Annotated in this window: 10 protein-coding genes; 6 read left to right on the top strand and 4 right to left on the bottom strand. The window is 65.8% G+C overall.

Annotated features, from left to right (window positions below; all coding sequences use genetic code 11):
• Positions 1–10: 10 nt before the first annotated feature.
• The gene (locus DX905_RS09340; protein ID WP_116091107.1) at positions 11–1,615 is read left to right on the top strand and encodes a serine hydrolase; all 1,605 of its coding nucleotides are present in this window, start codon (positions 11–13) and stop codon (positions 1,613–1,615) included.
• A 9-nt stretch (positions 1,616–1,624) separates the two neighbouring features.
• On the opposite strand, the gene DX905_RS09335 is transcribed toward DX905_RS09340, so the two are convergent.
• Positions 1,625–2,641: a histone deacetylase family protein gene (locus DX905_RS09335; RefSeq protein WP_116091106.1), complete on the bottom strand. Its 1,017-nt coding sequence runs from the start codon at positions 2,639–2,641 to the stop codon at positions 1,625–1,627.
• A gap of 172 nt (positions 2,642–2,813) precedes the next feature.
• Here DX905_RS09335 and DX905_RS09330 point away from each other — a divergent pair, with 172 nt between their 5' ends.
• Positions 2,814–4,778, top strand: a complete 1,965-nt coding sequence (locus DX905_RS09330) for a serine hydrolase domain-containing protein (RefSeq protein ID WP_116091105.1) — start codon at positions 2,814–2,816, stop codon at positions 4,776–4,778.
• Between the two features lie 245 nt (positions 4,779–5,023).
• On the opposite strand, the gene DX905_RS16045 is transcribed toward DX905_RS09330, so the two are convergent.
• A complete protein-coding gene (locus DX905_RS16045; protein WP_162875542.1) occupies positions 5,024–5,548 on the bottom strand; it encodes an inorganic diphosphatase in 525 nt (174 codons plus the stop codon).
• Positions 5,549–5,668: 120 nt separating this feature from the next.
• Here DX905_RS16045 and recQ point away from each other — a divergent pair, with 120 nt between their 5' ends.
• Positions 5,669–7,420 (top strand): DNA helicase RecQ, encoded by a 1,752-nt coding sequence (gene recQ / locus DX905_RS09320; protein ID WP_420822152.1) that lies wholly within the window; start codon positions 5,669–5,671, stop codon positions 7,418–7,420.
• A 12-nt stretch (positions 7,421–7,432) separates the two neighbouring features.
• Here recQ and DX905_RS09315 read toward each other — a convergent pair whose 3' ends face one another.
• Both DX905_RS09315 and DX905_RS09310 read right to left on the bottom strand, forming a co-directional pair.
• On the bottom strand, positions 7,433–8,362 hold the full coding sequence (locus DX905_RS09315) for a DUF808 domain-containing protein (RefSeq protein WP_116091102.1): 930 nt from the start codon (positions 8,360–8,362) through the stop codon (positions 7,433–7,435).
• 89 nt (positions 8,363–8,451) lie between these two features.
• On the bottom strand, positions 8,452–9,432 hold the full coding sequence (locus DX905_RS09310; protein WP_116091101.1) for a YihY/virulence factor BrkB family protein: 981 nt from the start codon (positions 9,430–9,432) through the stop codon (positions 8,452–8,454).
• A gap of 72 nt (positions 9,433–9,504) precedes the next feature.
• Here DX905_RS09310 and thiL point away from each other — a divergent pair, with 72 nt between their 5' ends.
• The 3 genes from thiL to DX905_RS09295 all read left to right on the top strand — a co-directional run bounded on the left by thiL (position 9,505) and on the right by DX905_RS09295 (position 14,769).
• On the top strand, positions 9,505–10,440 hold the full coding sequence (gene thiL, locus DX905_RS09305; RefSeq protein ID WP_116092452.1) for a thiamine-phosphate kinase: 936 nt from the start codon (positions 9,505–9,507) through the stop codon (positions 10,438–10,440).
• Positions 10,441–10,598: 158 nt separating this feature from the next.
• Entirely contained in the window at positions 10,599–12,731 is a 2,133-nt protein-coding gene (locus DX905_RS09300) for a sodium-translocating pyrophosphatase (RefSeq protein ID WP_116091100.1), read from the top strand.
• A gap of 364 nt (positions 12,732–13,095) precedes the next feature.
• Positions 13,096–14,769, top strand: coding sequence for an alpha/beta hydrolase family protein (locus tag DX905_RS09295; RefSeq protein WP_162875541.1), 1,674 nt, complete (start codon positions 13,096–13,098; stop codon positions 14,767–14,769).
• Positions 14,770–14,809 lie beyond the last annotated feature (40 nt).

Raw genomic sequence — 14,809 nt, 5'->3', positions numbered from 1 at the left:
GAATGCTGCCATGACCGCACCCCGCCGTTCACTCGCCTGCCGCATCGCGCTTTCGGCTTTGCTGATGACGATGCCGTCGATCGCAGCCGCCGCGCCTCCCGCAGGACTGGCCGACCAGATCGAGCAATTGCGCCGCGACATCGGCATTCCGGCGGTCGGCATCTCGATCGTCGAGGATGGCAAGATCACCTTCGCAAAGGGATTCGGGGTTAAGCGGCTGGGGAGCACGGAGCGGGTCGACGCCGACACGATCTTCCCCAACGGCTCGACCGGGAAGGCATTCACGGTCGCGGCGCTGGCGGTACTGGTCGATCAAGGCAAGCTGAAATGGGACGATCGCGTGATCGACCATATGCCCTGGTTCGCAATGTACGATCCGTGGGTGACGCGCGAGATGACGGTGCGCGACCTTCTCGTCCACCGCAGCGGCTTGGGCCTCGGTCAGGGCGACCTGCTGATGGTGCCGCGCACGAACCTTACCCGCCGCGAAAGCGTACAGCGGCTGCGCTTCATGAAGCCGGCGACGAGCTTTCGCAGCGCCTACGCCTACGACAATATCCTCTACATGGCGGCCGGCCAGCTGATCGAGGAAATCAGCGGCGAGACATGGGAGGCGTTCGTCGCCAAGCATGTGCTCAAGCCCGCAGGCATGACCAATTCGGTGAGCGACAGCGCGCCGCGTTTCGCCACCGCCAACCGCGCCTGGCCGCATGCGCGGCTCAACGGGCCGTTCCGCGGCGTCGGCGATCAATCGGTACTCAACGAGCGCGACGAGCTTGGCCGCAATGCCGCGCCGGCCGGGGGGCTGGCGGTTAGCCCCAACGACATGGCGCGCTGGATGCTGATCCAGCTCGGCCACGGCAAATTGCCGGAGGGCAATGGCCGCTTGTTCAGCGAGGCCGCCTCGGCCGAGATGTGGAAGCCGGTCGTGCCGCTGCCGATCTCGCAATTGCCCGGACCGCTCAAGGATGCGTCGCCGAACTTCGATGCGTACGCGCTCGGCTGGGATGTGCAGGATTATAAGGGCGCCAAGATCGTCTCGCACAGCGGCGCGGTGTTCGGCTTCCAGGCTCTGGTGGTGCTGATCCCGGAAAAGAATGTCGGCTTCACCATGCTGATCAATTCGGAAGACGGCGAGCTGATCAAGGGCATGCAATATGTGCTGCTCGATCATTATCTCGGCAAGCCGACCCAGGATTGGCCGGCGGCGTGGCGCGCGTTCAAGCGCGAGCGACAGGCGCGCGCGATTGCCGCGCTTAACCAGCCGAGCGCGCAGCCGGCCAAGGTTGGTCCGTCGCTGCCGCAGGCGACCTATGCCGGTAACTATGCCGATCCCTGGTACGGGCCGATCTCGATCCGCGAAGAAGCGGGCAAATTGCGTATCGACTTCAAGCAGACGCCGCGCATGACCGGCACGCTCGAACATTGGCAATATGACAGCTTCCGTACGCGCTGGGACGACCCCGCGATCGAGCCCGCTTTCGTTACCTTCGCGATCGGGCCGACGGGCAAGATCGATCGCGTGACGATGAAGGCGGTGTCGCCGCTGGTCGACTTCAGCTGGGACTATCAGGACCTGCTGTTCACGCCGGTGGCGGCCGCAGCCGGCAAGTAGCGGGATCAGCTAGGCGGCTGCGTCGAACCCGCTCAGGAAGCTGGCGACATTGTCGCCGAGTGCGTCGACGGCATAGCCGCCTTCCATGACGATCAGCACAGGTAGGCCGAGCTCTGCGATCCGGGAGGCGATCGCGCGATAATCCTCGGTCCTGATCGCGAAATGGCTGATCGGATCGCCCTCGAACGTATCCGCGCCGAACGACACGATCAGCAGGTCCGCGCCGAAAGCGCCGATGCGGGCGAGCGCGGTTTCGAGCGCGGGCATATAGGCCGCCAGGTCGGTCCCTTGCGGCAAAGGCAGGTTGAGCGTGGCGCCCGCACCCGCATCCTCGCCGACCTCGTCGGCATGGCCCCAGAAGAAGGGATAATCGGTCGCCGGATCGGCGTGGATCGAGGCGAAGAAGACGTCGCCGCGTCGCCAGAAGATGTCCTGGGTACCGTTGCCATGATGATAATCGACATCCAGCACCGCCACGCGACGGCCCGCGCGGGTTGCCGCTTCGGCCGCGATGGCGGCATTGTTGAGATAGCAATAGCCGCCGAGATAGTCGGCGCCGGCATGATGGCCGGGCGGCCGGCACAGGGCAAAGGCGTACGGGTCGCGTCCGTCGAGCACAGCCTGCAACGCCGTCAATGCCGTCTGCGCGCCGCCATAGACCGCCTCCCACGTGCCGGGGCCGAGCGGCGTGGCGGCATCGAAGCTGAAGCGGCCGAGCAGCGCATCGATACGATCGAGCTTGCGCGGCTGCCGCGCCACCACCGGCCAGGTATAGCCGATCGCCTGCCCCGGGCGGCCGCTCGCCTGCCAGCGTTGGTAGCCGGTGCGCAGGAACTCGATATAATCCGGATCATGCACCGCGAGGATGGGTTCGAGTCCGAAGTCTTGCGCCGGCGCCAGCGGCGGTAGCGCGGCGACGATCATGTCGGCCCGCGCCGGAACGTCCGAATGCGGCATCCAGCCGCCATTGTGCAGTTCCTGGGCCGGTACGTGATCGCGTTGGACCGGATCGAACACCCCGTACATCAAATCCTCCACCCTGCTTCAGCGCAACGCATCGCCGCGACACGCCGTAATAACAATAGCAGTCCCGCTGTTGACATTTTTTCCGATTGGAGTGCTTATTTTCCGATGAGGATCGGAGCGCAATAGCTTACAGTCAGGGGATGACGGTGCGTAGCCGACAGCGGAGGAACAGATGAAAAAGATCGCCATGAAAGCCGTGCTGGCATTGGGACTGACCAGCTTGTCCGTGGCCGTCATGGCGCAGGCGCCGGCGGACACGCCGGGCAAGAGCGCGGCGGGACTGAGCTATGTCCAGCCGGCGGAGTGGGCGAAATCGAGCGATGGGCCGATCACGTTGTTCACCGCACCCGAAGGGGATCTGAAGATCGCCGTCGTCGAGGTCGGCAAGGCGAGCGATGCGCAGGCGGCGGCGGCGCAGGCGTGGGCCCGGTATCGCCCCGCGATGGTCCGCCCGATTCAGCTCGCCGCGGCCGGGGCGCGTGGCGAGGGATGGGACGAAAAGGTCAATTTGGTCTATCTGACCTCACCCGCGGAGCATGTCTCGGTGTCGGCAGTGGCCTTGCGCAACGGCGAGCTATGGACGGTCCTGCTTCAGGAAGGCTCCGAGGCGACCCTGAACAAGCGATCCGCCGCCAGCTCGGTCATCGCCCAAGGCCTGCGCCCGGCAGGCTATGAGCGCGAGAGCTTCGCGGGTCGGACCGCACACCGCCTGACCCCCGAACGGATCCAGGCGCTGCGCGACTTCGTCGCCGCGTCGGCGCGTGCACTCGAGGTGCCCGGCGTCGGACTCGCCCTGATCGATCAGGGTAAGGTTGTCTGGCAGGGCGGCATCGGCGTGCGTGCGCTCGGCTCGCCCGAGCCGGTGACCGCGCATACCAAGTTCATGGTCGCATCCAACACCAAGGGCATGTCGACCTTGCTGCTTTCGGTGCTCGCCGACGAGGGCAAGCTACGCTGGGACCAGCGCGTGATCGATCTTTATCCTTCGTTCCGGCTGGGGGGCGACGAGACGACACGGGCCACGCTCGTGCGCCATCTGGTGTGCGCCTGCACCGGCCTGCCGCGCAAGGATTATGCCTTCATCCTGGCCAATGAAGGGGCACCAGCCAGCAGCACCTTCACCGAGCTCGCGCAGACCGTGCCAACCAGCAAGTTCGGCCAGTTATTCCAGTATAACAACCTCATGGCAGCCGCGGCCGGCTATGTCGGCGGGCACCTGGCCTATCCCAAGCTCGAACTCGGCGCCGCCTATGACAAGGCGATGCAGACCCGCATCTTCGATCCGCTCGGCATGCGCGATTCGACTTTCGATTACAAAAAGGGCGAAAGCGGCGATTGGGCGCGCCCGCACGGGCTCGACATCGATGGGCGCATGACCCTCATGTCGAACTATTTCAATCTTGCGCCCTATCCCTATCGCCCGGCCGGCGGCGCCTGGTCGTCGACGGCAGACATGGCGCGCTACGCGCAGCTCGAATTGTCCAAGGGGCTGTCGCCGGAGGGCAAAAGGATCGTGAGCGAGGCGAATCTGCTCGAGCGGCGCAAGCCCGGCGTCGCGGTCGATCGCGACACCCGCTACGGCATGGGGCTGTTCGCCCGCGATGCCTGGGGCATTCCGGTCGTCACCCATGGCGGCACCCTGCTCGGCTATCACAGCAATTTCTACGTGCTCCCCGATGCCGGCATCGGTGCCGTGCTGCTGACCAATGCCGACCCCGGCGCTGCGATGCTCGGGCCGTTCCTGCGGCGGCTGCTGGAGGTGGTCTATGACGGCAAGCCGGAGGCGGCGGACGATATCGCCGCCGCCGCCGCCCGGTCCAAGGTGCAGGTCAAGGCACGGCGCGCGCGCCTGACCTACCCGGGCGATCCCGCGGTCCTGGCTGCGCTGGCGTCCACCTACCGCAGCCCCGAGGGCTCGCAGATCACATTCCGTGAGCGCAACGGCGCCAAGTGGATGAAGGCGGGCTTCATCGAAGGCCCGGTCGCGACCCGCAAGAACCCCGACGGCAGCGTTTCGGTCGTTTCGGCCGGCCCGGGATCGATCGGGGCGGATGCCCTGGTCGGGACCAAGGACGGTCTGCGCACCCTCCTGATCCGCGACAGCCAGCACGAATATTTCTACACCGAGGTTCGCTGAACAGCGCGTGCCGCACTGCGCCGTCGGTTCGTCCCGAGAGGCGAGCCGACGGCCCGGGCCGGCCTAATAGCTGATAGGTCTATCGAACGAGGCTACGGCCTTCCCGCTTCGGCGTCTTGTCCATGACGCCGACGACGATCGCGAAGATCATTCTGAACATGGCGCGGCTCCCCTGCTGCACAGTCCGCCGCTAACCGATCCGCGTTGCGATTTGATGACGCGCGTGCAGCGTGCCCACTTCCGCCTCAGCGGCTTGCCTGCGCGATGAGAGCACAGGCGCGGGCGGGATCGCTTACCGCCTTCACCTCGAAATTCTTGCCCTTGAGATCGTTATAGGTCTCGAAGAAGCGGGTCAGCTCGCGCACCATCGCCTCGCCCAGGCAATCCAGGTCGTGGACATCCGCATACATGCGCGATGCGGTGATGCGCGCGATCAGCCGGTCGTTGCGATTGGTCCTGCCGTCACGCTCGGTCTGCACCGCTTCGATCACGCCCAGCAAGGTGACGACCGCCAGGCAGCCGACCGGCAGGGCCTCGTCGGCCAGGATCAGGATATCGACCGGGTCTCCGTCCTCGGCGAGCGTGTTGGGGACGAAACCGAAAGCGAGCGGAAATGCCATCCCGGCCGGCAGCACGCCGTGCAACGCGAACAGGCCGCTTTCGGCATCATAATCATATTTGGCGCGGCTGCCCGCGGGCGTTTCGACGATGGCGCGGACGGTGCGGGCTGCCTGGTCCAGCGCATGGGGATGCAATAACAGGTCGGGCAAGATCGATGCTCCAGAATGTCCGGCTCCAAGTCGCGAAGCGGCCGAATGATCCACGACCCGGCAAAACTGCCGCAACGCCGTGGACTTCCGGCGAGGGTCCGTACAAGCGTCATGCCGACCATGACCCCCCAGGAAGCGCTGCACGACACGTTCGGTTACCATGATTTCCGCGGCCGCCAGGCCGAGGTGATCGATCGTGTCATGGCCGGGCAAAATACGCTGGCGGTGATGCCGACCGGGGCAGGCAAGTCGCTGACCTATCAGATACCGAGCCTGTGCCGGCCAGGGACCGGACTGGTCATCTCGCCGCTGATCGCGCTGATGCACGATCAGGTGCGCGCGGCGGAGGCAGCCGGGATCCGCGCGGCCGCGCTGACCTCGGCGGATGCGGACCGCGATGAAACCATGCGGCGTCTGCGCGATGGCGAGCTCGACCTGCTCTATGCGGCGCCGGAGCGTGCCAACACCGATGGCTTCCGCCGCCTGCTCGATCGCACGCAGCTGGCGCTGATCGCGATCGACGAGGCGCATTGCGTATCGGAATGGGGCCATGACTTCCGGCCCGATTATCGCCAGCTGCACAGCTTGTTGGATGCGCATCGCGACGTGCCGCGGCTGGCGCTCACCGCCACGGCCGACAAGCATACCCGCGCCGACATCCTCGCCCAGCTCGGCATACCGGACGAGGGCTTGATCCTCGCCGGCTTCGACCGGCCCAACATCCGCTATGCGGTCAGCCCGCGCGATGGACTGGCGCGACAGCTCGCCGCCTTCATCGCCGAGACGCCCGGCCCGGGCATCATCTACGCGCAGAGCCGCGCCGAAACCGAGAAGCTCGCCGCCGCGCTCGCCGCGTCCGGCAGGCCGACGCGCGCCTACCATGCCGGGCTCGAGCCCGCGCAACGCCAGGCCAATGCGCGCGCCTTCGTCTCGTCGGAAGACATGGTGATGGTGGCGACGATCGCGTTCGGCATGGGCATCGACAAGCCCGACGTACGTTTCGTCGCGCATGCCGGCATCCCGAAATCGATCGAGGCTTATTATCAGGAGACCGGCCGCGCCGGCCGCGACGGCGATCCGGCGGTCGCGCAATTATTCTGGGGGGCGGAGGATTTTGCCCGCGCCCGCCGCCGCATCGAGACCGAGGTCGAGGATGTTCGGCGCGGCGGCGAACGCCAGCGTCTCAATGCGCTGGCCGGCCTGGTCGAGGCGACCGGCTGCCGCCGCGCGATCCTGCTGCGCCATTTCGGCGAACATCCGCCCGAGACCTGCGGCAATTGCGACAATTGTCTCAACCCGCCCTCGTCGGTCGATGCGACCGAAGTCGCACGCAAATTGCTGTCGGCCGCGTTCCGCACCGAAATGCGGTTCGGCGTCACGCATCTGACCGACGTTTTGTCGGGCAAGGAGACCGACAAGGTGCTCGGCCAGGGCCATCACCGCCTTTCGGTATTCGGCATCGCCGACGAGGAGGAGGTCAAGCTGATCAAGCCGGTCGCGCGTGCCTTGCTCGCCCGCGACGCGCTGCGCGCCGACGATTTTGGCGGGCTGTCATTCGGTCCCGCCGCAAAGCCGATCCTCAAGGGCGAGGAGAAGGTCGCGATCGTGTTGCCGCCCAAACGCGCCGGACGCCGCCGCGACCGCGACAGCGGCCCGGCCGATCCGCTGTTCGACGCTCTGCGCGACCTGCGCCGCGAACTCGCCAAGGGCCAGGGTGTGCCGCCCTACGTCATCTTCCACGACGCGACCTTGCGCGAGATGGTCGCGGCAAAGCCGCAAAGCCTGCACGCGCTCGGCCAGGTCAGTGGCGTCGGCGCGCGCAAACTTGAGACCTATGGCGATGCATTCCTGGCGGTGATCCGCACCTTCTGATTGCGCCGCCCGTCAATGCTTGCGCGGCACCAGATGCAGCAGGGCCACGATCGCGCCGCCCACGATCAGGCCGACGATGGCGGAGCCGAGCGCCGTCGTCACCCAGGCCGCGATCGCGCCGCCAATGGGCACGACATGCTCGACCGCCTTTGCCGCACCATGCAGCCAATGCGCGATCGCGCCCCAGCCGAGCACCTCCAGCCCATGGACGAGGATACCGCCGCCGACCCAGATCATCGCCGCCGTGCCGATCCCCGCCAGCGCGCGCAGCAGGACCGGCATCGCCGCCACCAATCCGCGCCCCGCCGCGCGCACCGCATGCGCCTTTCGCTGGGCCAAATGGAGACCGACATCGTCCATCTTCACGATCAGCGCCACCACGCCATAGACGCCGACGGTGATCGCAATTCCGACCAGCGCGAGCACGATCGCCTGCGAGAGGATCGACATGCCGGGCAGCTGCGCCAATGCGATCGCCATGATTTCGGCGGACAGGATGAAGTCCGTGCGCACCGCCCCGCCGACCTGACGATCCTCGAGCGCCTTGGGATCGGTGATCTCCACCACCTCCTCGGCATGGTGCACCCCGGTGATCGCCTCGATCACCTTTTCCGTGCCTTCGAAGCAGAGATAGGCACCGCCGATCATGAGCAGCGGCGTGATCGCCCATGGCAGCCAGGCGCTCAGCGCCAGCGCCGCGGGCAACAGGAACAGCAATTTGTTGCGCAGCGATCCGACCGCGATCTTGGCGATGATCGGCAGCTCGCGATCCGGCGACAGTCCGGTGACGTAACGCGGCGTGACCGCGGTATCGTCGATCACCACGCCGGCCGCCTTGGTGCCCGCGCGCCCGGCGGCGCCCGCGACGTCGTCCAGCGACGCCGCCGCCAGCTTGGCGATCGCCGCCACGTCGTCCAGCAGGGCTACCAGTCCCCCGGCCATTCAAACTCCTTCCCCAATCGATGCGACGCGGTAGCGTGGACGCCAAGGGGACGCACTCAAAAAGCCGCGAAGGAGATATCGCCAAGCCGCTAGCTTGGCGGCGCCACCTGGTCGGCGACGGTGGCGCCACGCTTGCCGAGCGGCTTGGCCTTGCCGGTGGTGGTATCGCTTTCGACCTGGCGCTCGGTCTCGGCGTTGACCGAGGCGCCGAGCAGGATGGCGTAGGCCGAGACATAGAGCCACATCAGCAGCACCACGACCGCGCCGAGCGAGCCATAGGTTGCGTTATAATTGCCGATCGTCGCGGCATAGGCTCCGAAGCCCAACGTCGCCAGCAACCACAAAAAAGTGGCGAGGACCGAACCGACCGAAATCCAGCGCCAGCGGGCGTCGTGACGATCCGGCGCATAGCGATAGGCCGCGCCGATCGCGACGCAGGCCAGCCCTGCCGCGATGAGCCAGGTCGCCGCGCCGATCGTGATCGTGGTCACCTCGCCCAGCCGGTTCGCCCATTTGCCGAGCAGCGCCAGCACCGACGCCGCCAGCAGGCCGACGATCGCCACCGCGATCGCGGCGATGATCATCACGAATGAAATCAAGGTCGTGCGCAGCAGCGAACGGCGCTCATGCTGTTCGTAAACCACGTTCAGCGCCATGATGATCGCCCCGCTCGCGCGGGTCGCGCCATAGATCGAAACGAGCAATGCGACGAGCAGGCCGAGCCCCTTCTTGCCGGTGGACGCGGTCACCAGGCTGACGATCTGGTCGAGGATCAGCTTGGCCGCATCCTTCGGCACGAGCCGGATGATCGCGCGCATGTGATCGGCGATCGTCGAAGGATCGGCGATCAAGCCGTAGGTCATCACCAACGCGGCGAGCAAGGGGACGAAGGCGAGGAAGGCGTAGAATGCCACCCCTGCGGCCATCAGGCTGATATTGTCGTCGCCGGTTTTGATCCAGACCCGCCCAAGCACTTCCCGCCAGGCATGGCGCGGGAATCCCAATGGGCTCTCCGCCTCGCGGCCGTGCGGGTCCTCTACCGGCGCCGCCATGCTCGCGGTGCTCGCCATCCGTTTAACTCCCTGTTCCCACGCCTGAACGCATGAGTGGCCGGGCCGATGCGTCGCCGCTATGATTTGTCCGTGTCGCGCGAGAATGATTTCATCAATCGGCTGAAGCCTTTAGCGCGGGACCCCGCGGCACGTGGTCTTGCCGACGACGCGGCGCTGCTCAGCATCGGCGGTGCTAGCCTGGTGCTGACCCACGACATGCTGGTCGAGGGCGTCCATTATTTGCCGGACGATCCGCCGCAGGATGTCGCGTGGAAGCTGGTGGCGGTGAACCTGTCGGACCTCGCGGCGAAGGGCGCGCGGCCGATCGGGATCCTGCTCGGCTATGCGCTGGGCAGCGACGAATATGACGCCGCCTTCGTCGAAGGACTGCGTGAAGCGCTGGACAGGTTCGACGTACCGCTGCTCGGCGGTGACACCATTCTTATGCCCGACGGCGCGCCACGCGCATACGGCCTCACCGCAATCGGCGAGGCGGGCCCGGGCGGCACCCCGTCGCGCGCGGGCGCGCAGCCAGGCGATATTCTTTATGTCACGGGCAGCATCGGCCTGGCCGGGCTGGGGCTGGCGATTGCGCGGGGGACACGCGCCGGGCCTGCGGAGTGGCTGCAGGCCTATCGCCGCCCTTGGCCGCGCCTGGCCGAAGGACGGGCCCTTGCGCCGCTGGTCCATGCCATGGCGGATATTTCAGACGGTTTGCTGATCGATGCGACGCGGATGGCCAAGGCAAGCGGGCTTGCCGTCCAGATTAATCTCACGGCTGTCCCGGTGGCGGAGGGTTCGAACCGGGCGGCGCGCCTCGCCGCGATTACCGCCGGCGACGATTATGAATTGCTGTTCGCCGCACCCCCCGGCCTGGCGCTGGGGCAGCCGGGATTTGCCCCGATCACCGCGATCGGCAACTTCGCCTCCGGCAGTGGGCTGCTGCTGACCGATCGCGAAGGCGAAGTGCCGCCGCCGGGACGACTTGGCTATGAACATGGCGCCCGATCAGCCGGCCCTATCTAATAGTCGCCCGAGGCCGCCGGGGAAGAATCGCAGCCTCGTCTCAACTGCATCAATTACCCTCTCCGCTTGGCTTGCCGATAACGCCAAGTCGCACTAAGCCCTCCCTCAACCCGGCCGCGCAATAAAGCGGCGCCAAACCTTTTGGGGGAATTAGGAAGATGCTGATCGTCGAACTGGCCATTCTCTTTGGCCTGCTGGCTGTGCTCTACGGAATCATTACCGCGATGCAGGTGCTGCGCGCGCCGGCGGGCAATCAGCGGATGCAGGACATCGCCGCCGCCATCCAGGAAGGTGCCGGCGCCTATCTCGCCAAGCAATATACCACCATCGCTGTTGTCGGTGTCGTGGTCGCGATCCTCGTCTTCTTCTTCCTCGGTCTCATCCCGGCCGTCGGCTTCGCGATCGGCGCGATCCTGTCTGGCGTGACCGGCTTCATCGGCATGAACATCTCGGTGCGCGCCAATGTCCGCACCGCGGAGGCGGCGCGTCACTCGCTTCAGGGCGGCCTGACCATGGCGTTCCGCTCGGGCGCGGTGACCGGCATGCTCGTCGCCGGCCTGGCGCTGCTGGCGATCGCCGGCTATTTCTTCGCACTCGTCCATAGCGGCCTCACGCCGACCAGCCGGCCGGTGATCAATGCGCTGGTGGCCTTGTCCTTCGGCGCCTCGCTCATCTCGATCTTCGCGCGCCTTGGCGGCGGCATCTTCACCAAGGCGGCCGACGTCGGCGCCGACATGGTCGGCAAGAACGAGCTCGGCTTCGACGAGGATGACGATCGCAACCCGGGTGTGATCGCGGACAATGTCGGCGACAATGTCGGCGACTGCGCCGGCATGGCCGCCGATCTGTTCGAAACCTATGTCGTCACGCTCGGCGCGACGATGGTGCTGGTGGCCTTGCTCGTCGCCGGCGCCGACGCCGCCAAGCTGATGACGCTGCCGCTGCTCGCAGGCGGCGTCTGCATTTTGACCTCGATCATCGGCACCTTCTTCGTCCGTCTCGGCGGCGGTTCGATCATGGGCGCGCTCTACAAGGGGTTCATCGTCACCGCCGTCCTGTCGATCCCGGCCTTGTGGTGGGCGACCCACCTGATCTTCCCGGACATGAATGCCGTCATCGGCAGCGCGGCCGAGGCGACCAGCCTCGACACCGCGCCTGCCGTCGCGGCGCATACCGCCTTCACCGGCATGGACCTGTTCTGGTGCATGCTAGTCGGGCTCGGCGTCACCGGCCTGATCGTATGGATCACCGAATATTATACCGGCACCAATTATCGCCCGGTCCAGTCGATCGCCAAGGCATCGGATTCGGGCCACGGCACCAACGTCATCCAGGGTTTGGCCGTGTCGATGGAATCGACGGCCATGCCGACGTTGGTGATCGTGGTCGGCATCATCGCCAGCTACCAGCTCGCCGGCCTGATCGGCATCGCCTTTGCCGCCACCGCGATGCTCGCGCTCGCCGGCATGGTGGTCGCGCTCGACGCCTACGGCCCCGTCACCGACAATGCCGGCGGCATCGCCGAAATGGCCGGGCTTGAGGGTGAGGTGCGCGAGCGCACCGACGCGCTCGACGCGGTCGGCAACACCACCAAGGCGGTAACCAAGGGCTATGCGATCGGCTCGGCCGGCCTCGCCGCTTTGGTGCTGTTCGCGACCTATACCGAGGATCTGTCGCAATTCTTCGGCAATGTTGCCGTCAACTTCTCGCTGTCCAATCCCTATGTCGTGGTCGGGCTACTGCTCGGCGCGCTGCTGCCTTATCTCTTCGGCGGCATGGCAATGACGGCGGTCGGCCGCACTGCGCAGGCGGTGGCGCAGGACATCCGCGCGCAGTTCAAGGAGAATCCCGGCATCGCCGATCGCAGCGTGCGGCCTAACTATGCCCGCACGGTCAGCCTCGTCACGGCCGGCGCGATCAGGGAGATGATCGTCCCGTCGCTGCTGCCGGTGCTGGCGCCGATCGCGGTCTATTTCGCGGTCACCGCGGTAGCTGGCCAGGGCAATGGCTTCGCCGCACTCGGTGCGTTGCTGATGGGTGTGATCATCTCGGGCCTGTTCGTCGCCATCTCGATGACTTCGGGCGGCGGCGCGTGGGACAATGCCAAGAAGGTGATCGAAGTCGGCGCCTATGGCGGCAAGGGCTCGCCCGCGCACCAGGCGGCGGTGACCGGCGACACGGTGGGCGATCCCTACAAGGACACGGCCGGCCCGGCGGTCAACCCGATGATCAAGATCACCAACATCGTCGCCTTGCTGCTGCTGGCGGCGCTCGCGGCGCACGGCGGCTGATCGGCAGGCGGGTGCGCGTCAGCGCATCCGCCCCGCTTGCTATCGTTGCGCGCCTGAGCCAATTTCCCTTGGGGGGACTTGGATGCCGCGACGGAATCGCACGATCAGGGTGTTAGCGAAATACATCGCTGCGGTTTCCACCCTCTCTGCTTTTCCTGGAACCGCCGCTCATGCGGCTGATGCCGCAGCCGCTCCGCCACCGGAAGCCTTCCTCAAGAAGGCGACATTTTCCGGCCCGATGATCTCACCGGACGGCCGGACGCTGGTAGGGCGTTTCGACGGGGGTACCACCTTATGCGTATTGAGCGCCGCTGACCTCGACGCAGGGTGCCAAAAGCTGATCAAAGGCGTCGGCTCTTCCCCGATGAGCTGGCTCGGCAATGGCCGGTTGCTCACGTCGTGGGCAGCGTTCGTGCCGTTCGGACCGTTTCTCATCCCGTTTCCGGTCCCGGTCACCGTCGATGTCACCTCCGCGAAGGTTGACACCTTGTTGCCAAAAAAAGCGCCCTATCGCGCGGGTGCCGTGATCTGGACAGCGCCGGACGGCTCGAGCGTCCTGTTGAGCGCGACCCGCAACTCGAAGGAGTGGCCCGAAGTCCTTCGCGTCGACTTGGCGTCCGGGCTGGTCACCACGGTGCAGGCCAGTCAATCGCCGATACTGGCCTGGTTTGCGGACGCTAATGGCGTTGTCCGGGCGGGGATTGGGCGCGATGGGAAGCACCCTGCCATCTTCTACCGCACAAAGGCCGATGAACCGCTGCGGCGGTCGACGCCACCGCCGCCGCCAAAAGGCAAAGCGGATGACGGCGGCGATGACATGCTCGAAACGATCCGTTTTGACGGCCCCGGCAATACCAAGCTTGCCATCAGCAATCGTCAGACCGGGCGCTTTTCCGTTTACGAATATGATCTGGAGCACGACACGTTCGGCAAAGCCCTGTTCGAGCATCCCAAGGTCGACGTCGACCGCTTGGTGATAGATGCAGGCGGCTATACCGTGTCCGGTATCGCCTATGAGGATGACCGCCCCCGCGTAAAATGGCTCGATGCGGAACAGGGCAGGCTTCAAGCGCAGATCGATCGGATCTTCCCCAACACCGTCAATACCATGACCAGCCGCAGCCAGGACGGAAACCTTGTCGTCGTCGAGACGATGGGGCCGGACAGCGCAGGCATGTCTTATCTGTTCGATCGCAAGGCGCGTATCATGAAGGGTCTGCTGCCCGCGTTCGACAATCGCGAGACGCTCCACCTTTCCCCGGTTAGGGCATTCGATTTCAAAGCGCGCGATGGGCTTGAGATCCCCGGCTACCTCACACTACCGGTTGGTAAAGCAACCAAGGCGTTGCCCCTTATCGTTATGCCGCACGGCGGACCGTTCGCGCGCGATCGCTGGGGCTATGACCCCTATGTCCAGTTCCTCGCCAGCCGCGGGTATGCCGTGCTGCAGCCGCAATTCCGCGGGTCGACCGGCTTTGGCCGATCCTTCGTCGAAAAGGGTTATGGCCAGTGGGGCGCGGCAATGCAGGACGATTTGCTCGACGGAATTGCCGCTCTCGCGCGGGAGGGCACGATCGATCCCAAGCGCGTGTGTATCGTGGGCATATCCTATGGCGGCTATGCCGCGGAATGGGGCGCGGCGCGCGACGCCGCTCATTACCGGTGCGCAATCAGCCTGGCCGGAGTCAGCGACATACGTGCACAGCTCCGTCATGACCGTTCTCTATTCTACGCCCCGCGCTACGCCGCCGCCTGGGCGAAGAAGGTCGAGGGCGAAGAGAAACGCGACCTGGACGCTTTCTCCCCGCTTCAGCAGCAGACCGCCATCACTATCCCGCTGCTGATCGCGCACGGAGAGGCGGACAACAATGTTCCGGCCAACCAATCCCACCAGCTGGTAAAGGCGCTGCAGAGGCGAAACGCGACGGTCGAAGGCCTTTTCTACAAAGGCGAGGGCCATGGCCTGACCGACGCCAAGAACCAGGCGGACTTCCTGTCTCACGTCGAGGCGTTCCTCGCGAAATACAATCCCGCTTGACGATCGTTGGTCTGAGCTGGCCTCAGCGATCCGAGCGTGT

The organism is Sphingomonas crusticola (assembly GCF_003391115.1).
Taxonomy (GTDB): domain Bacteria; phylum Pseudomonadota; class Alphaproteobacteria; order Sphingomonadales; family Sphingomonadaceae; genus Sphingomonas_I; species Sphingomonas_I crusticola.
This window is presented reverse-complemented; position numbering and strand designations above follow the sequence as displayed.